The organism is Allobosea sp. RAF48, from assembly GCF_052114025.1.
Lineage (GTDB): Bacteria > Pseudomonadota > Alphaproteobacteria > Rhizobiales > Beijerinckiaceae > Allobosea.
The window spans coordinates 25,259-43,048 of record NZ_JBFRDZ010000020.1 but is presented as its reverse complement, the minus strand read 5'-3'; the positions used below and the strand labels follow the sequence as shown (position 1 = coordinate 43,048).

The window sequence follows — 17,790 nt, the reverse complement described above, 5'->3', positions numbered from 1 at the left end:
CGGTGCAGCGGAGCCCGATGTGCCTGACGACGAGAGTGCTCTCTATCCAGTGGTCGAGTCTTACCGCTCGCTGCGCCTCCCCGTCGGTGACGACCATGAGCTTCAGGTCGAACTGAGCGGCAATCCCGACGGAATTCCCGTCGTCTTCCTGCATGGCGGCCCCGGCGCGGGCACCAAACCCGCCCAGCGCCGAACCTTTGATCCGGCGGCCTTCAACATCGTCACCTTCGATCAACGCGGTGCGGGCCGTTCGCGCCCTTCCGCCGCGCTCGCCGGGAATACGATCCAGGCGCTCGTTGCCGATCTCGAGCGAATCCGCAGCCACCTCGGCATCGAGCGCTGGCTCGTCACGGGCGGCTCCTGGGGTAGCTGTCTCGGCCTCGCCTATGGACAGGCCCATCCCGAGCGCTGCCTCGGCTTCCGCCTGCACGGCATCTTCATGGCCGAGCGCGCCGAGATCGACTGGTGGTTCCATGGCTCGCGCACGATCTTCCCGGACCATTGGGAGACCTTTGCCAATTTCGTGCCGGAAGCGGAGCGAGGCGACCTGCTCGGCGCCTATTACCGCCGGCTCACCGGCCCTGATCGCGAGCAGCAGATGGCGGCCGCAGTCAGCCTCAGAACCTTCTCGGGGCGGACTCAAACCTTCCTGCCCGACGCCGATCATGTCGCGGCCCTGACCGAGCCGCAGGCTGCGCTCGCGCTGGCGCGGATCTTCACGCATTACTGCGTGAACGGCGCCTTCCTCGAACCGGGCCAGCTTCTACGCGACGTCCCGCGCATCCGGCACCTGCCGGCCGAGATCGTCCAGGGCCGCTACGATATCGTGACGCCGATGTGCACGGCCTGGCGGCTCAAGACGGCCTGGCCCGAAGCCCGCTTCACCATCGTGACCGAAGCCAACCACGCGGCGACACCGAACGCGCCGGCTCTATCGCTCGCCTTGCGCGAAGCGACCGATCGCCTGCGCGACTCCATGCCGGCCAGAGCGGCCTGAAGGAACAGCCATGTACGAAGCCGCCAGCCAGATCCGCCTCGGCATCGAACCCTATCTCGAAATCCGCAGCGCCAAGAGCCCGGCCGTTGCGCCCGACGGCGAGCTCCTGGCCTATCTGAGCGACGAGAGCGGCACACATCAGATCTGGCTGAAGCCGGTCGCGGGCGGGGCGCCCTGGCGCCTGACCGACATGCCGGAGCCGGTCGGGGCGATCGCCTTCAACCCCAAGGGGCGCGACCTGCTGTTCACGATGGACTGCGGCGGCGACGAGCGGCATCAGCTCTGGCTCGTGCCGGGCGCTTCCGGCGTGCCGCAGCCGCTGACAGACGATCCGTCCGTGGTTCATGTCTGGGGCGCCTGGGCTCCCGACGGGCAGCGCATCGCCTTCGCCTCGAATGCACGCCATCCCGAGCATATGGACATCTATGTGATGGACATGGCGACGCGCGCGGCGCGGCGCGTCTACGAGGGGAACGGCTATCGTGAGGCCGTGGCCTTCTTCCCCGACGGCCGCTCGCTGCTCGTCGCCGACGCTACCCGCTCGATGAGCGATCAGGATCTTTACCGGCTCGATGTCGAGAGCGGCGCGCGCACGCCGCTGCTTCCGCACGAGGGCCGGGCCCGCTATGCCGCGAGCCGGATGAAGAAGGACGGCAGCGGCTTCTTCACGCTGACCGATCAGGGGCGCGAGCATCTCGGCATCGCCTTCTGCGCGACGGCCGATGGCGCCATGAGCTGGGTCGTTGCGCGCGACGGGCAGGATGTCGAGGCGGCCGCACTCGCGCCCGATCAGGGCCGCCTGGCCTATGTCGCGAACGACCGCGGCAGGAACCGCATCTTCGTGCGCGATCTCGCCAGCGGGACGGAGTTCGAAGCCGGCGGGCTGCCGCCCGGCACGATCGGCTCCGTCGCCTGGCTGCCCGACGGCTCCGGGCTTGTCTTCCCGCTCGACGGCTCGGCCTCGCCGCCGGATGTCTGGTGCTTCGACATCGCCACGAAACAGGCGAAGCGGCTGACGGATGCCTCCAAGGCCGGGCTCGACCCCGCCGCCTTCGTCGAGCCCACCGTGGCGAATGCGGCCAGCTTCGACGGCCTGGAGGTGCCGTTCTTCGTCTATCGTCCACGCGGCAAGGCGCCGGAGTCCGGTTACCCGGCGGTGGTCGTGGTGCATGGCGGGCCGGAAGCGCAGTGGACGCCGATCTTCCGCGCCGACCTGCAGTTCTTCCTGAGCCAGGGCATCATGGTGATCGCCCCGAACGTTCGCGGCTCGACCGGCTACGGCCGGACCTACCAGCATCTCGACGACAAGCATCTGCGCATGGACAGCGTCGCCGACCTCAAGGCGGTGCGGCTGTGGCTTCGCGAGCAGCCCGATGTCGACGACAGCCGCGTCGCCGTCTACGGCCGCTCCTATGGCGGCTTCATGGTGCTGGYGGCGCTGACCGAACAGCCCGAGCTGTGGAAGGTCGGCATCGAGTTCTACGGCATCGCCAACTTCCTGACGATGCTGGAGACGACCGGCCCGTGGCGCCGCTATCTGCGCGCTGTCGAATACGGCGATCCTGTCACGGACCGGGAAAACCTGATCCGCTTCTCGCCGATCCACAAGCTGGGCCGCATCCGGGTGCCGCTCTTCGTAGCGCAGGGGCTCGACGATCCCCGCGTGCCGCCCGGCGAGAGCGAGATGGTCTATTCCGTGCTTCGCGGCCTCGGCCGTCCGGTCGAGTATCTGCGCATCCCGCATGAGGGCCACGGCTTCGCGCGGATCGAGAACCGGCGCACCGTCTTCGGCGGCGTCGCCCGCTTCCTGCGCGAGCATCTCTGAAAGAGGACCAACCCATGCAGAATTCCGAGATCATCTGGGAGCTGGTCGATGCCAAGCGGCAGCCTTTCGAGGCGCTGAGCGATCGCGTCTGGGGCATGCCGGAGATCGCCTATACCGAGTACCGCTCGGTCGGCGAGCATGTTGCGATGCTGAAGGAACAGGGCTTCCGCATCACCGAGAACGTCGCGGGCATCCCGACCGCGGTGATGGGTGAAGCCGGCGAAGGCGGTCCGGTCATCGCCATCCTCGGAGAATACGATGCCCTGCCGGGCCTCAGCCAGGAAGCCAATATCGCCGAGCCCAGGCCCGTCGAAGCTGGTGGCCACGGCCATGGCTGCGGCCACAACATGCTGGGCTCGGCCGCTCTGCTCGCGGCGACCGCGGTGAAGGACTGGCTCGCCAGGACCAGCCGGCCGGGGCGTGTCCGCTATTTCGGCTGTCCGGCGGAGGAAGGCGGCGCGGCCAAGGCCTTCATGGTGCGCGCCGGCGCCTTCGATGACGTCGATGTCGCGATCAGCTGGCATCCGGCTTCGATGACCAAGGTCGACGACGCGCTGTCGCTCGCCAACACCCGGATGGATTTCCACTTCACCGGCCGCGCCTCGCATGCCGCTGCTGCGCCGCATCTCGGCCGTTCGGCGCTCGATGCGGTCGAGCTGATGAATGTCGGCGTCAACTACATGCGCGAGCACATGCCGTCCGACGCCCGCATCCACTACGCCATGCTCGATGCCGGCGGCATCGCGCCGAATGTGGTCCAGGCCTCGGCCAAGGTGCGCTACGCCATCCGCGCCCGCGACCTCGCCGGCATGCTGGAACTCAACGAGCGCGTGAAGAAGATCGCCGAGGGCGCGGCACTGATGACCGAGACCAAGGTCTCGATCTCGATCATGAGCGCGGTCTCCAACATGCTCGGCAACACGCCGCTGGAAGACGCGATGTTTGGGAATATCGACCGGCTCGGCCCCGTGCCCTTCGATGCGGCAGACAAGGCCTATGCGGCCAAGATCCAGGCGACGCTGAGCCAGGGCGACATTCTCAACGACTACCGCCGCACCGGCATCGCGCCACGCGAGAACACGCCGCTCTGCGACTTCGTCGTGCCGCAGGGCACAAGGGGCGTGCCGATGATCGGTTCGACCGATGTCGCCGACGTCAGTTGGAAAGTGCCGACGATCCAGGCGCGGGTCGCGACCCATGCCATCGGAACGCCCGGCCATTCCTGGCAGATCACGGCGCAGGGCAAGGCCCCGGCTGCGCATAAGGGCATGGTCCATGCCGCCAAGATCATGGCGGGCACCGCGATCGACGTGATCAGCGATGAGACGCTGCTGGCCCGCGCCAAGAAGGACCATCAGGAGCGGATCAAGCGCACCCCTTACGTCTGCCCGATTCCGCCCGAGGTGAAACCGCCGATTCAGCCGCGGCCCGCGGCCGCCTGAGCCTTACATCCCGGGACCGCCGGCGAGGCTGTGCCCGGGCGACGTTTCAACCAAACAACAAATAAAGAGCGGGATACGATCATGGCGAACCGAAACGAGAAGAGCGGCACCAAACGAGGCGCCGCCGGCCGCAGTCTCCTGTCGGCTGCGGCAGCCGGCGCCCTCTGCGCGGCGGCGGGAGCAGCTATCGCCGCCACGCCCAAAAATGCTCTGGTGATGGCCTGGAACGTCGACGCCATCAGCACCTTCGACCCCGCCCAGGTCGGCGAGGTCGTCACCAACGAGATCCTGCAGAACACCTGCGACACGCTGGTCGATTTCGACCCGGCCGACGAGCGCAAGGTCGTGCCTGGCTTCGCCGAGCGCTGGGACGTCTCGCCCGACCGCAAGGAGATCACCTTCCACCTGCGCAAGGGCGCGAAATTCCCTTCCGGCAATCCCGTCACGGCCGAGGACGTCGCCTGGTCGCTGCATCGCGTCGTCAAGCTGAACTTCGGCAATGCGGCGACGCTGACCGAGTTCGGCTTCACCAAGGAGAACGTCGAGCAAAGCATCGCTGCGGGCCCGAACGACACGCTCGTCTTCAAGCTCGACAAGGCCTATCCGACGACGCTGGTGCTGCAGTCCATCGCCGCCAACCGGGTCTCCATGGTGATGGACAAGAAGACCCTGATGGCGAACGAGCAGGGCGGCGATCTCGGCAACAAGTACCTGACCACGCGCACCGCTTGCGTCGGCCCCTACAAGCTGACCCGCTGGAACGCCGGCGAGTCGATCGTGCTGGAGGCGAATGAGGGCTATTGGGGCACGACGCCCGGCCTGAAGCGCGTCCTGATCCGCCATGTCGCGGAACCCGGCACCCAGCGCCTGCTGCTCAGCCAGGGCGATGTCGACGTGGCGCGCGACCTGACCCCGGAGGACCTCAGGGATCTCGAAGGCTCCAAGGACGTCTCGATCGTCACGACTCTGAGGCCCCAGCTCTTCTACTGGGGCTTCAACGTCGCGGACGGCCCCTTCTCCAAGGAGAAGGTGCGCCTCGCGATGCGCTACCTGATCGACTATGACGGCCTCGGCAAGACCGTGATGACCCATCTCGGCGTGCCCCGCGCCAGCTTCGCCCAGCTCGGCGCCGTCGGTGCCCTCGATGCGAAGGAGGGGCAGCCTTTCAAGCTCGATCTCGACAAGGCCAAGCAGCTGCTGACGGAAGCCGGCTATTCCAACGGCTTCGAGGCGACCATGATCTTCGGCACGCTGCCGCATGCGAACCCGATCGCCCAGAGCGTCCAGCAGAACGCCGCCAAGGTCGGGATCAAGCTCTCTCTCGAACGCATGGCCAATGCCCAGCTCTTCAGCAAGGTGCGCGGGCGCGAGTACCAGTCGGCAATGCTGGCCTGGCAGACCAACGTGCCGGACGCCCATGGCAACGCCTCGCGCCTCGTCTTCAACCCCGATAACAGGCTGGAAGCCAAGCAGACCCAGTATCCGAGCTGGCGCTCCGCCTTCCAGGATCTCGACCTCAACAAGAAGGTTGACGAGGCCCTGCTCGAGCCCGACCCGGCCAAGCGCGACGCCCTCTATGCCGAAATCCAGAAGGAGGTGATGGCGAAGGGGCCGATGGCCTTCATGTTCCAGATGAACAATGTCGCCGGCGTGCGCAAGGACCTGAAGTCTTGGACCTGGAACGGCTTCCGGACCTATTACGAGCGCGCGGCCAAGTAAGGCCGCCGCGATGTCCCGGACCGCCGCAGTCGCGTCCGGCTTGAGCACCGAATCCGGGCGGAATCTGTTTCCCTCCTGGCTTCGAGCGTCCAGCCGGACTCTCATATCGTTCGCCGTGACCCTGCTCGGGCTCGCGGCGCTGACCTTCTTCATCGGTCGCCTGCTGCCGCTCGATCCCGTCGTCGCCGTGCTCGGCGACAACGCGACCCAGGAAGCCTATCAGGCGATGTACAAGCAGCTCGGTCTCGACCAGCCGCTCCATGTCCAGTTCGGCCGCTATCTCTGGGGCGTCCTGCATCTCGATTTCGGCATGGCGCTGACCACCGGCAAGCCGGTGATGGCGGATATCGCCCGCGTCTTCCCGGCGACGATCGAGCTCGCCAGCGTGGCGATCGTCATCGGCACCAGCCTCGGCATTCCGCTCGGCGTGCTCTCCGCGATGTATCGAGGCTCCCTGATCGACCAGATCGTGCGGGTCGTCGGGCTGGTCGGCTATTCCGCGCCGAATTTCTGGCTCGGCCTGATGGGTCTGGTGCTGTTCTATGCGACGCTGGGCTGGGTCGGCGGCCCCGGGCGCATCGACTTCACCTATGAGTTCGATCTCGAACCCGTCACCGGCTTCCTGCTGATCGACAGCCTGCTCGCCGGCAACTGGGATATGTTCGGCAATGCCGTGTCGCACATCATCCTGCCGGCCTCGATTCTGGCCTTCAGCTCGCTCGCCTATATCAGCCGCATGACCCGCAGCTTCATGATGGAGCAGCTCGGCCAGGAATATGTGGTGACGGCGCGGGTCAAGGGGCTGTCCTGGGCGCGAACCGTGTGGGGTCACGCCTTCCGCAACATCGCCGTGCAGGTGCTGACGGTGGTCGCGCTCTCCTACGCCTTCCTGCTCGAAGGCGCGGTGCTGACCGAGACGGTCTTCGCCTGGCCAGGCTTCGGCCGCTACCTGACCAACGCGCTGCTCGCCGGAGACATGAACGCCGTCGTCGGCTGCACGCTCCTGGTCGGCGTCATCTTCGTCACGCTCAACCTGTTGTGCGACCTGCTTTACCGGGTCTTCGACCCGCGGACCCGCTGAGGCATGGCCATGGCACCACGATCCATCGACCATTCAGCCGGGCGGGGCCTCGGGGCCTGGCTCGCCGCACCCGTCCCGGCCTCGCCCTTCCAGGCGCGGATGCAGCAACTCTCGCTGAAATGGTGGCGGCTGCGGGCCAATCCCGCCGCCCTGTTCGGCCTCGCCATCATCGTGCTGATCGCGCTGGTGGCGCTGTTCGCGCCGTTGATCGCGACGCACGACATCTATGCGCAGGACCTGATGCAGCGCCTGCAACGGCCTTCCGCCGCGCACTGGTTCGGCACGGACGAACTCGGCCGCGACATCTTCAGCCGACTGGTGTTCGGAGCGCGCATCACGCTCTACATCGCCCTGCTGACGGCAGTGATCGCCGCGCCGCTCGGGCTGATCATCGGCACCACCTCCGGCTATCTCGGCGGCTGGGTCGATATCGTGCTGATGCGCATCGTCGACATCTTCCTGGCTTTCCCGAGCCTGGTGCTGGCGCTCGCCTTCGTCGCGGCGCTCGGTCCCGGCATCGACCACGCGATCATCGCGATCGCCCTCGCTGCCTGGCCGCCGATCGCGCGGCTCGCCCGCGCCGAGACGCTGTCGATCCGCAAATCCGACTATATCGCGGCGGTCCGGCTGCAGGGGGCGTCACCGCTCCGGATCATTCTCGGCCATGTCGTGCCGATGTGCATTCCCTCCGTCGTGGTGCGCATCACCCTCAACATGGCCGCGATCATCCTGACGGCGGCCGGTCTCGGCTTCCTCGGCCTCGGCGCGCAGCCGCCAAGCCCGGAATGGGGCGCGATGCTGGCATCGGGCCGCGAGTTCATCCTGACCAATGGCTGGATCGCCGGCATCCCCGGCCTCGCCATCCTCGTCACCAGCCTGGCCTTCAACCTGTTCGGCGACGGCCTGCGCGACATCCTGGATCCCCGCCATGGATAAGCCGCTGCTCGAGGTCGAGGACCTCTTCGTCTCGTTCAAGGGCGCGCACCGCACGGTGCAGGCTGTACGCGGCATCTCCTTCAGCGTCGGCCGCGAGAAGGTCGGCATCGTCGGCGAATCCGGCTCGGGCAAGTCGCTGACCGGACGCACGATTCTGAAGCTGACGCCGAAGGCGGCGTCGATCTCCGCCACGAAGCTGTCCTTCGACGGGATCGACCTGCTGGCCGCCAGCGAGCGGCAGATGCGCAGCATCCGCGGCAACCGCATCTCGATGATCCTGCAGGATCCCAAATTCTCGCTCAACCCGCTGATGCGCGTCGGCCAGCAGATCACCGAGGCCTATCGGTTGCACCACAAGGTCGGCGGGCGGGAGGCGGAAGCGCGGGCGCTCGCGATGCTGGAGGCCGTGAAGATCCGCGATCCCGCGCGCGTCTTCAGGCTCTTCCCGCACGAGGTCTCGGGCGGCATGGGGCAGCGCATCATGATCGCGATGATGCTGATTCCGGAGCCGGACCTGATCATCGCCGACGAGCCGACCTCGGCGCTCGACGTCACCATCCGGCGGCAGGTGCTGAGCATTCTCGACGAGCTGGTGACGCGGCGTGGCGCGGGGCTGATCTTCATCAGCCACGACCTCAACCTCGTGGCGGATTTCTGCGACCGCGTGCTGGTGATGTATGCGGGCCGGATCATGGAGGACATTCCGGCGCGCGAGCTGCGCAATGCGCGGCACCCGTATACGCGCGCGCTGCTCGACAGCCTGCCGCGCCTCGATCGGCAAGCCGACATGCTGCAGGTGCCGAGCCGCGATCCGGCCTGGTTGGACGGGCCGACGCTGCAGAGCGGGAGCCGGACATGAACGCGGCGGATCCGAGCATCGCGAACAACCGCCCGGCTGCCCTCGCCGTCAGCAATCTCTCCATCGTCTTCGGCCGGGGCGCCTCGGCGCTCACCGCGGTCGACGGTGTTTCCTTCACCTTGCGCCATGGTGAGGCCTTCGGGTTGATCGGCGAATCCGGCTGCGGCAAGTCGACGGTGCTGCGCGCACTCGCCGGGCTCAACAGCGAATATGGAGGCACGATCGCCTTCCATGACCGCGAGGTGCCGCATAAGCGCGACAAGGCTTTTTTCCGCCGCGTGCAGATGGTGTTCCAGGACCCCTATGCCTCGCTGCACCCGCGCAAGATGGTGCAGAACGTGCTGGCCGAGCCGCTGAAGATCCATGGCTTCGACCGGCCGCAGGAGCGCATCGACGAGATCCTCACCGCCGTCGGCCTCGGCCCTTCCTTCCGCTACCGCTTTCCGCACGAGCTCTCGGGTGGGCAACGCCAGCGCGTCGCGATCGCGCGTGCGCTGATCATCGAGCCCGAGCTTCTGCTGCTGGACGAGCCGACCTCGGCGCTGGACGTCTCCGTGCAGGCCGAGATCCTCAACCTGCTGAAGCAGCTCCGCCGCGACCGCGACCTGACCTATCTCATGGTGAGCCACGATCTCGCGGTGGTGACGCATCTGTGCGAGCGCGTCGCGATGATGAGCGAAGGGCGCATCCTCGAGGAAATGAGTTCGCAGGATGTCCGCGCCGGCCGCGCACGCGAGCCCTACACGCGGGAATTTCTCGACGCGAGCACAGGCTATCGCCCGGCTACGTGAGCGATGGTGGGAACGGCGGAGGACCAGCAAGTGGATAAGGCAGTCATCGCGGGCGAAAGCCCGGCCGGAGAATTCTGGCCGGTGCAGGCCTGGGAAACCACGGAGCCGGAAGCGGCGGGCTGGTCCAGCGCCGGGCTCGACCTGGCCTGGCGCTTCGCCGACACCATCGCCACGGCGACGGTGATGATCGTGCAGGGCGGACGCGTGGTGGCGAGCCGCGGCGACCTCGCTCATCGCTACCAATGCCACTCCGTCCGCAAGAGCTTCCTCAGCGCGCTGATCGGCATCCATGAGGAAGCCGGCACGATCGATCTCTCCCGGACACTCGCCCAGCTCGGCATCGACGACAGGGAAGGCCTGAGCGAGCGCGAGAAGGCGGCGACGATCTATGACCTGCTGACGGCCCGTTCGGGCATCTTCCACCCGGCCGGCTATGAATCCCCCTGGATGAAGTCGATCAAGCCGCAGCGCCATTCGCAGCCGCCGGGCACCTTCTGGCTATACAATAACTGGGACTTCAATGCGCTCGGGACGATCTTCACTGCCCTCACCGGCGCCGGCATCCATGACGACTTCCTGACGCGGATCGCCCGCCCGCTGGGCATGGAGGATTTCCGTTTTGACGGCGAACGGCGCGACGGCTGGCTCGAACAGGACGATTGCTCGGTTCATCCCGCCTATCCGTTCCGGATGTCGACGCGGGATCTGGCACGCTTCGGCCTGACGTTCCTGCGGCAGGGGCGCTGGCAGGGCGAGCAGGTCATCCCAGCCAACTGGGTTGCGACCAGCGTCCTGCCGCTTTCCGATGCCGGGCCGCGCGGCGGTTACGGCTATATGTGGTGGACCGAGCGCTCCGGCGCCGGCTTCCCCGGCGTCGTGCTGCCGGCCGGCAGCTACAGCGCGCAGGGCGTCGGCGGGCAGAACTGTCTCGTCATCCCCTCGCTCGACCTCGTGATCGTCCACCGGGTCAACACCGACATCAAGGGCACGGAGGTGAACCGCTTCGCCTTCGGCCGCCTGCTGCGCCTGATCCTCGAAGCACGCCGGCAGGATTGAGCAGCCTTAGCCTCCGCCAGACCGACCGGGAGTAATCATGCCCAGCGCCATAGAACGTATTGCCGCATGGAGCCGCTCCGGGTCGGTCTTCTCGCCGCTCGCGCGGCTGAGGGCGCATCACGCCATCACCGATACGGTGGCCTGCATGCTGGCCGGTATCGGCGATCAGGCGACGCAGGCCGTGCGGCAGGCTTTCGCGTCCGGCATCGGCCCGCAGGGCGCGGCTGCGGTCGCCGGTGGTGGCCGGGCGAGCGAGGCGATCGCCGCGCTGGTCAACGGCACGGCCGCGCATGCGCTCGACTATGACGACAATTTCCGGCCGGGCATCACCCATGCCTCGGCGGTGCTGGTGCCGGCGCTGCTCGCCGTGGCGCAAGGGCGCGGGGCGGGCGGACGGGCCTTCGTCGACGCCTATCTCGTCGGGCTGGAGGCGCAGGCCGCCGTCGGGCGCGGCATCAACCCGGCGCACTACACCATCGGCTGGCACGCGACCTCGACGGTCGGCGCCATCGGCACGGCGGCAGGCACGGCCTGCCTGATGGGGCTCGACGCGGCTGGCATTGCGCGGGCGATGAGCGTTGCGGCGAGCATGGCGGCCGGGCCGAAGGGCCAGTTCGGCACGCCGGCCAAGCCGCTGCACGCCGGCCTCGCGGCCCGCAACGCCGTCGATGCGGCTGCACTCGCCGCTGCGGGGATGACCGGGCGGCTCGACATCCTGGAATGTCCGATGGGCATTGCCGAACTGTTCGGCGACGACAGCGCTGCCGGCTGGGAACGCATGGCGCTGGCGTCACCCCATGTCATCGAGAGCGATGGGCTGACGCCGAAACGTCATCCCTGCTGCGGCTCGACGCATCTCGCGGTCGATGCGATCCTCGACCTCAAGGCGGAGCATGGTTTCGCTGCCGATGACGTCGCGGGGGTCGATACGCTGGTCGGCATCGCCAATGCCCGTAACCTCGCCTATCCCGACCCGCAGGACGAGATGCAGGGGCGCTTCTCGATGCATTACTGCGTGGCGCTCGCGCTGTCGCAGGACCGGCTGTCGCTGGCCGATTTCACGCCGGCTGCCGTCGGGCGTGCGGAACTCCGGCGCCTGCTGCCGCTGACGACGATGCGATCCTACGACAAGAGCGACGAGGCGGCCGGGCGCCAGCCGCATCGCGTCACCATCAGCCTCAAGGACGGGCGCGTGCTCAAGGCCGAGCGGCTGGAGGCGAAGGGCTCGATCGCGGACCCGTTCGACGATGCCGACCGGGAAGCGAAGTTCGGGGATTGCTGCGCCGACATGCAGGGCGCCGCTGCACTCTACGCCCGGCTCGCCGACATCGATGCGGCAGCAGACCTCGGTTTCCTGTTGTCGGAGTCCGTCGAGGCCGGACGCGTATAACCGCGCCGGCCGGTGACGGGGCCGGCCGGATCGTCCGGCCGCGAGGGCTGGTTGTCGTCGATGGTGGCAGCCCAGAACTGTTCGACGGAGAGCCGACCCTGCTGCCTGGCCCGGTAAAGCCGGATTTCGGCGGTGATGTACCAGGACGGGTCGGCGGCCGTCACAAGCTGGCCGTTGCGCAACTCGTCGACGACCAGGCTCTCGGGCACCCAGGCGACGCCGCGCCCGGCCATGACCATGGCCTTGAGGCCGACCGACATCGGGTTCTCGTAGACTGTGACCAGCGGCGTCGGCCGCTCCGCGAAGAGCAGGGCCAGCCGTCGCGCGAAGAAGGAGCAGGTGCCGTAGCTCAGCAGGCGGACGGGAGCGTCGCCACAGCGGAAGGCGTGCAGCGGCTCGCCGCGTTCGTCGGGGATCGAGACCGGGATCGCCCGCTCGGTGCCGAGGCGGCGATAGACGAAGCGCTTGGCGTCCAATTCAGGCGACACCGCCGGATGGGCATAGGTCAGCAGGAAATCGCATTCGCCATGGTTGAGGAGCGCGACATTGCCGTCGAAGGAAGAGCGCTGATCACAGAACCGCGTTTTCACCGGCCCGAGCTTTTCCTCGATGCGGCGGACGAGGCCAGGAAAATAGGTCAAGGACAGGGTGTTCAGCGTGGCGAAGACCAGGGTCTCCGACGCGTCCTCATGGAGCTGGCGCACCTCCTGCCGCGCGCCCTGCACCTGCTTCAGGATTTCCTGGGCACGCGGAAGAAAGGTCCGGCCGGCTTCGGTGAGACGGATGGGATAGCTGCTGCGGTCGAACAGCGGCAGGCTGAGCCATCCCTCGAGCTGTTTGACGCGGCGGCTCAGGGCCGATTGCGTGACGTTTCGTTCACGGGCGGAGCGCGAGAAGCTGAGCGTCGTCGACAGGCTCAGGAAGTCTTCCAGCAGCTTCAACTCCATCGCCATTTCCTCCGCCGGCGCGGGCAGGATGGCATGGCTGCTTCGGCCACGCCAGAAGCCGACCGGGCGAAGGGAATCGAAGCATTGGCACGGGCTTGCCTTGCCGTCGGGCGTTGAGCCATCTGCTCGCGGTCGAGCTCCTCTAAGGGCGGGGGAGCCAATTGGCGGCAGTGTCAAACCCTGCTCTGGGATCCCGATCGTGGCCGCGCCTGTTAAACGGCCACCCTCGCTCGCGACGATCCGCTCACAAGGTCACCCAAGGCGCAGTACCAAGTAGCACAAGCGGGATGGCCACCACGGCGAGCACCGTCTGTGTCGCCGTGATGCCAGCCATCAGCGGAGCATCGCCGCCCAGCTGACGGGCCATGATGTAGGCCGACGATGCCGTAGGCAGGGCCTGGAACAGCAGGGCTGTCGTCAGTGCCGGACCTGTAAGGCCGGTCAGCATCGCGAACAGGATGGTTGCAACCGGCATCGCCAGGAATTTCATCGCCGACGACGACGCGACCGGGCCGACCCACTTGCGAGCTGTCCTGAAGTCCAACGCGGCGCCGACGCAGAGAAGGCCTAGCGGCAGAGAAGCGGCACCCAGGGAGCGCATCGCCGGCTCTATACCGGGCGGAATGCCCAGGCCGGCGAGCTGAAATACGATGCCGGCCAGAGAGGCGATCACCAGCGGGTTCGTCACCAGCTGCTTGAGGATGCCCCGGCCGCTCAGCTTGGCCGAGCCGTGCCGGGCAAAAACCAGCACGCACAGGACGTTGACCGTCGGCACGATCGCGGCATTGCAGATTGCCGCCATGGCGATGCCCTTGGCGCCGAACAGTCCGGATGCCAGGGTGACGCCGACATAGTTGTTGAAGCGCACGCTCCCCTGAAACACCGAGGTGAACGCTGGGCCATCCAGACGCAGCAGAGGCCGCACCGCCACAACCAGCGCCGACACGACGATCGTGGCCAGGATGAGCGTCAGGGCCAGCTCGTGAACCGGCAGCGCCTCGAGATGCGCCGTGGCGAGCCCGTGGAAGAACAGGCACGGCAGCAGGATGTAATAGCCGAGCCGTTCTGCCAGAGGCCAGAAGCCGTCATCCAGGAAACGCCGCAGGCGCAGCCCCATGCCCAGCCCGATCAGCACAATGACGGGCAGCAGCGCCAACAGGACATCGCGCGTCATGCCTCGGCTCCCAACGCCGCGACGATGCGATGGCCGCCCTCGACCAGCGTTGCGGAGATCCGCACCATGTCGGGATAGCCGGCCCAATACGGCGCGGGGATAATCACCTCGTCCCCGGCTTCAAGGGTCGCCAGAAACGCGTTGAAAATGACCTGCTTGGCGCCGCAGCCGACAGCGATCTCGGTGTCCTCGTACTCAAGGCCTCGGTCCCGTGCGACGGCATTGCGAGCGGCCATGCGGAGTTCCGGCATTTCATTGGACGGCGTATAGCCAAGCGGCCGGCGAGCCGCGTCTATCGCGGCGTCTGCGACGTGAGACGGGGGCGCGAAGTCCGGCTCCGCGAGGGTTAGACCCACGATATCGCGACCGGCCGCGCGAAGCGCGGCTGCCCGACGCGCCATTGCGAGGATGGGCGAGCCTTCGACGGCGTCCTGGCTGGGAGCAGCGGCGGTCATGTCGGCCTCGTCGGTCGGTCTTTGCCGAAGCAACTACCCCTTTTGAGGGGCGAGAAAAAATGCTTAATTCTTGACGGATCGTTGAGAATAACTTTTGGGTCGAGTGTCTGTGTCGCTGCGCGCTCTTCGCACCTTGCAGGCCATTTCCAGGCTCGGGTCTTTTGCCCGCGCCGGGGAAGCGGTTGGCCTGACGTCGTCTGCCGTGAGCTTGCAGGTGAAGTCGCTGGAGGAGGAGTTCGGCGCCCAGTTGTTTGACCGCTCGCGCCGACTGCCCGTACTGACGGAGGCCGGCAGGATCGTGCTCGCAAAGTCCGAAGAGGTGCTCGCGCTCTACGACCAGATCGCGGAGGCTCTGAGTGTCGAGCAGTCGCTTGCCGGGCGACTAAAGCTTGGGGCCATCCAGACGGCGCTGTCGGGCGTTCTCCCGCAGGCGCTCATGGCACTGAAACGGTCCCATCCACGCGTCCGGGTCCATGTCGAGGCGGGAATGTCGGCGGAACTTGCGCTGAAGGTCTCGGCCGGCGAGCTGGACGCCGCCATCACGACCGAGCCGGTGAAGCCCCACCCGGCGGATCTGAACTGGACGCCGCTCTATGAGGATCGGTTCTGGCTTGTCGCCCCGGCGGGGTCGGAAGGCCAAAACCAGCGGGAATTGCTATCCAACCTGCCTTTCATTCGCTTCGACAGCCGGGCGTGGGCCGGCCGCGTGATAGAGCGAGAGCTGAGGCGGCAGCGGATCAATGTTCGCGAGGAGATGGTCCTCGATAGTCAGGAGGTGATCCTGAGAATGGTCCAGAGCGGGCTCGGAGTCGCCATCATTCCCCTTTCAAACGAAGTGCGGAACGGCTTGCCCATGTTCTGCCTGCCGTTCGGCGAGCCGCAACTCAAACGGCAGATCGTGCTGTTGGAGCGGCAGGGCCAAAAGGGCGGCAGGTTGGCGGCAGCGCTCGCCTGTACGGTGGCGGAAATGGCTGATACGGCGCAAAGGCCGTGAGGCCAATGCCCGCTGCCACGGGTGAGATATCTCCCGAGAGCAGCCCCCTTGAATGACCCGCCCATGCCGAGAAGCACCTCTCGGCCTGTCAGCCCGGAACCTCCGTCTTCGGGCGAGGCGCCAAATTCCGTTATTGGCGCGATCGGGCCGCGCGTAGCTCACGTGGCGGACTTCCACTTTCCACCTGAACAGGACACTCCGCGGCCCAACAAAAAGCCCGCGGCTCGCGCCGCGGGCTGATTATTTTCGAGATGCGAAGGCCTCAGGCCGCGACGGCGGCCGGCTCCTTCTTTTCCCATTCCTCGCCCCAGATCATCACGGCATGGCCGGGCGAGACCTCGCGGTACTGGCGCACCGGCACGATATAGTCGGGCGCCCGCACCGGGCTCTTGATCTCGTCGTTCGAGACCGGGCGCTTCTGCAGGCGCCGGGCCGGATCGGCGATCGGCACCGCCGCCAGCAGCCGCTTGGTGTAGGGATGCTGCGGGTTCTGGAAGATCGCCTCGCGCGGGCCGATCTCGACGATCTCGCCGAGATACATCACCGCGACGCGGTGGCTGACGCGCTCCACCACCGCCATGTCGTGCGAGATGAAGAGATAGCCCAGCCCCATGCGCGCCTGCAGGTCGAGCATCAGGTTCACCACCTGCGCCTTCACCGAGACGTCGAGCGCCGAAACCGCCTCGTCCGCCACGATCAGCCGCGGCTCGACCGCCAGAGCGCGGGCGATGCAGATGCGCTGGCGCTGGCCGCCCGAGAACTCGTGCGGGAAACGGTTGGCCATCTCCGGCAGCAGGCCGACGCGCTTGAGCAGGTCGGCGACCTTGTCGCGCGCCTCCGAACGGGTGGCGAGGTTGTTGATCAGCAGCGGCTCGGCGACGGCCGTGCCGACATTCATGCGCGGATTGAGCGAGGCGAACGGGTCCTGGAAGATCATCTGCATGCGCTTGCGCTGCTCGCGCAGGTCATGCTGGTTGAGCTTGAGGACGTCGACGCCGTCGAGCAGCACCGAGCCGGCGAGCGGCTCGATCAGGCGCATCACCGAGCGGCCGGTGGTCGACTTGCCGCAGCCGGATTCGCCGACCAGCGCCAGCGTCTCGCCGGCCTTCAGGCTGAACGAGACGTTCTCGACGGCGTGCACGCGCCCCTTCACCGAGGAGAGCAGGCCGCCGCGGATTTCGAAGCGGGTGGTGAGGCCGGCAACCTCCAACACGGGGCGCTCGGCCGCCTGGACGGTATCGGGCACCTCGGTCGGCACGTCCGAGAGGCCGGTCGCGCGGTCGACGACCGGGAAGCGCATCGGCCGCCGGCGGCCTTCCATCGAGCCCAGCTTCGGCACGGCCGAGAGCAGCGCCTTGGTGTAGGGCTTCTGCGGATTGCGGAAGATGTCGTCGGTGTTGCCGGTCTCGATCTCGTCGCCGTTGTACATGACGACAGTGCGGTCGGCGATCTCGGCCACCACGCCCATGTCGTGGGTGATGAAGAGGACGGACATGCCCTCTTCGTCCTGCAGCTGCTTGATGAGCTCCAGGATCTGCGCCTGGATGGTGACGTCGAGCGCGGTGGTCGGCTCGTCGGCGATCAGGAGCTTGGGCTTGCAGGCCAGCGCCATCGCGATCATCACGCGCTGGCGCATGCCGCCCGAGAAGCGGTGCGGATATTCGTGGAAGCGCGACTTCGCGGCGGGGATGCGGACCTTCTCGAGCAGGCGCACCGTCTCGGCCTCGGCTTCCGAGCGCGACAGGCCGCGATGCAGGATCAGCGCCTCGGCGATCTGGAAGCCGATGGTCAGCACCGGGTTCAGCGAGGTCATCGGCTCCTGGAAGATCATGGCGATCTCGTTGCCGCGGATGTGGCGCATGTCGGAATCCGGCAGCGTCAGCAGCTCCTTGCCGTTGAGCTTGATCGAACCTTCGATCTTGCTCGATTGCGGTGGGGTGAGGCGCATGATCGAGAGCGCGGTCACGCTCTTGCCGGAGCCGGATTCACCGACGACCGCCAGCGTCTCCTTTGGCTTGATGTCGAAGGAGATGTTGCGGACGACCGATTTCCACTGGCCTTCCACGCGGAAGGAGGTCGAGAGGTTCGAAACCGACAGGATAGGGGAGGTCATTTCGGGTCCTT

General features: G+C 67.0%; 15 protein-coding genes and 1 pseudogene. 12 read left to right on the top strand and 4 right to left on the bottom strand.

What is annotated here, in order from left to right:
* The first annotated feature begins 19 nt into the window (after positions 1-19).
* From pip to AB4Z10_RS26630, 11 genes and pseudogenes are all read left to right on the top strand, one after another.
* A complete protein-coding gene (pip, locus tag AB4Z10_RS26680) occupies positions 20-997 on the top strand; it encodes a prolyl aminopeptidase (RefSeq protein ID WP_441473428.1) in 978 nt (325 codons plus the stop codon).
* Positions 998-1,007: 10 nt separating this feature from the next.
* Positions 1,008-2,822 carry a S9 family peptidase gene (locus tag AB4Z10_RS26675; protein ID WP_441473427.1) on the top strand — a complete coding sequence of 605 codons (1,815 nt, stop codon included), beginning with the start codon at positions 1,008-1,010 and terminating at the stop codon, positions 2,820-2,822.
* A 14-nt stretch (positions 2,823-2,836) separates the two neighbouring features.
* Positions 2,837-4,264: a M20 family metallopeptidase gene (locus tag AB4Z10_RS26670; protein ID WP_441473426.1), complete on the top strand. Its 1,428-nt coding sequence runs from the start codon at positions 2,837-2,839 to the stop codon at positions 4,262-4,264.
* Positions 4,265-4,345: 81 nt separating this feature from the next.
* Positions 4,346-5,983: an ABC transporter substrate-binding protein gene (locus tag AB4Z10_RS26665; RefSeq protein ID WP_441473425.1), complete on the top strand. Its 1,638-nt coding sequence runs from the start codon at positions 4,346-4,348 to the stop codon at positions 5,981-5,983.
* A gap of 10 nt (positions 5,984-5,993) precedes the next feature.
* Positions 5,994-7,064, top strand: a complete 1,071-nt coding sequence (locus AB4Z10_RS26660) for an ABC transporter permease (RefSeq protein WP_441473424.1) — start codon at positions 5,994-5,996, stop codon at positions 7,062-7,064.
* Positions 7,065-7,073: 9 nt separating this feature from the next.
* A complete protein-coding gene (locus AB4Z10_RS26655; RefSeq protein ID WP_441473423.1) occupies positions 7,074-8,000 on the top strand; it encodes an ABC transporter permease in 927 nt (308 codons plus the stop codon).
* Between the two features lie 70 nt (positions 8,001-8,070).
* A pseudogene (locus AB4Z10_RS26650) lies at positions 8,071-8,529 on the top strand (ATP-binding cassette domain-containing protein); the annotation flags it as partial.
* Between the two features lie 144 nt (positions 8,530-8,673).
* Positions 8,674-8,859 (top strand): ABC transporter ATP-binding protein, encoded by a 186-nt coding sequence (locus AB4Z10_RS26645; protein WP_441473452.1) that lies wholly within the window; start codon positions 8,674-8,676, stop codon positions 8,857-8,859.
* Positions 8,856-9,650 carry an ABC transporter ATP-binding protein gene (locus AB4Z10_RS26640; protein ID WP_441473422.1) on the top strand — a complete coding sequence of 265 codons (795 nt, stop codon included), beginning with the start codon at positions 8,856-8,858 and terminating at the stop codon, positions 9,648-9,650. Before AB4Z10_RS26645 ends, AB4Z10_RS26640 begins: the two co-directional genes overlap by 4 nt.
* 30 nt (positions 9,651-9,680) lie before the next feature.
* Positions 9,681-10,706: a serine hydrolase domain-containing protein gene (locus AB4Z10_RS26635; RefSeq protein ID WP_441473421.1), complete on the top strand. Its 1,026-nt coding sequence runs from the start codon at positions 9,681-9,683 to the stop codon at positions 10,704-10,706.
* 37 nt (positions 10,707-10,743) lie between these two features.
* Complete coding sequence (locus AB4Z10_RS26630; RefSeq protein ID WP_441473420.1) at positions 10,744-12,096, top strand: MmgE/PrpD family protein; 1,353 nt, start codon at positions 10,744-10,746, stop codon at positions 12,094-12,096.
* Here the strand turns inward: AB4Z10_RS26630 and AB4Z10_RS26625 are convergent.
* The 3 genes from AB4Z10_RS26625 to AB4Z10_RS26615 all read right to left on the bottom strand — a co-directional run bounded on the left by AB4Z10_RS26625 (position 12,015) and on the right by AB4Z10_RS26615 (position 14,672).
* Positions 12,015-13,043, bottom strand: coding sequence for a LysR family transcriptional regulator (locus AB4Z10_RS26625; protein WP_441473419.1), 1,029 nt, complete (start codon positions 13,041-13,043; stop codon positions 12,015-12,017). The two genes, AB4Z10_RS26630 and AB4Z10_RS26625, sit on opposite strands and share 82 nt — an antisense overlap.
* Positions 13,044-13,287: 244 nt before the next feature.
* Positions 13,288-14,217, bottom strand: a complete 930-nt coding sequence (locus AB4Z10_RS26620) for an AEC family transporter (protein ID WP_441473418.1) — start codon at positions 14,215-14,217, stop codon at positions 13,288-13,290.
* Positions 14,214-14,672, bottom strand: a complete 459-nt coding sequence (locus tag AB4Z10_RS26615) for an aminotransferase class I/II-fold pyridoxal phosphate-dependent enzyme (RefSeq protein ID WP_441473417.1) — start codon at positions 14,670-14,672, stop codon at positions 14,214-14,216. The genes AB4Z10_RS26620 and AB4Z10_RS26615 overlap by 4 nt, the downstream gene beginning before the upstream one ends.
* A 109-nt stretch (positions 14,673-14,781) precedes the next feature.
* On the opposite strand from AB4Z10_RS26615, the gene AB4Z10_RS26610 reads away from it, so the two are divergent.
* Entirely contained in the window at positions 14,782-15,666 is an 885-nt protein-coding gene (locus AB4Z10_RS26610) for a LysR family transcriptional regulator (protein ID WP_441473416.1), read from the top strand.
* A 262-nt stretch (positions 15,667-15,928) separates the two neighbouring features.
* On the opposite strand, the gene AB4Z10_RS26605 is transcribed toward AB4Z10_RS26610, so the two are convergent.
* Positions 15,929-17,779: an ABC transporter ATP-binding protein gene (locus AB4Z10_RS26605; RefSeq protein ID WP_441473415.1), complete on the bottom strand. Its 1,851-nt coding sequence runs from the start codon at positions 17,777-17,779 to the stop codon at positions 15,929-15,931.
* Positions 17,780-17,790: the final 11 nt, after the last annotated feature.

Excerpts from the sequence above, each read along its gene's own strand:
- AB4Z10_RS26640 (WP_441473422.1), top strand. The coding sequence starts at position 8,856 with ATGAACGCGGCGGATCCGAGCATCGCGAACAACCGCCCGGCTGCCCTC.
- AB4Z10_RS26645 (WP_441473452.1), top strand. The coding sequence starts at position 8,674 with ATGTATGCGGGCCGGATCATGGAGGACATTCCGGCGCGCGAGCTGCGC.
- AB4Z10_RS26670 (WP_441473426.1), top strand. The coding sequence starts at position 2,837 with ATGCAGAATTCCGAGATCATCTGGGAGCTGGTCGATGCCAAGCGGCAG.
- AB4Z10_RS26625 (WP_441473419.1), bottom strand. The coding sequence starts at position 13,043 with ATGGAGTTGAAGCTGCTGGAAGACTTCCTGAGCCTGTCGACGACGCTC.
- AB4Z10_RS26655 (WP_441473423.1), top strand. The coding sequence starts at position 7,074 with ATGGCACCACGATCCATCGACCATTCAGCCGGGCGGGGCCTCGGGGCC.
- AB4Z10_RS26615 (WP_441473417.1), bottom strand. The coding sequence starts at position 14,672 with ATGACCGCCGCTGCTCCCAGCCAGGACGCCGTCGAAGGCTCGCCCATC.
- AB4Z10_RS26660 (WP_441473424.1), top strand. The coding sequence starts at position 5,994 with ATGTCCCGGACCGCCGCAGTCGCGTCCGGCTTGAGCACCGAATCCGGG.
- AB4Z10_RS26620 (WP_441473418.1), bottom strand. The coding sequence starts at position 14,217 with ATGACGCGCGATGTCCTGTTGGCGCTGCTGCCCGTCATTGTGCTGATC.
- AB4Z10_RS26665 (WP_441473425.1), top strand. The coding sequence starts at position 4,346 with ATGGCGAACCGAAACGAGAAGAGCGGCACCAAACGAGGCGCCGCCGGC.
- AB4Z10_RS26630 (WP_441473420.1), top strand. The coding sequence starts at position 10,744 with ATGCCCAGCGCCATAGAACGTATTGCCGCATGGAGCCGCTCCGGGTCG.
- AB4Z10_RS26605 (WP_441473415.1), bottom strand. The coding sequence starts at position 17,779 with ATGACCTCCCCTATCCTGTCGGTTTCGAACCTCTCGACCTCCTTCCGC.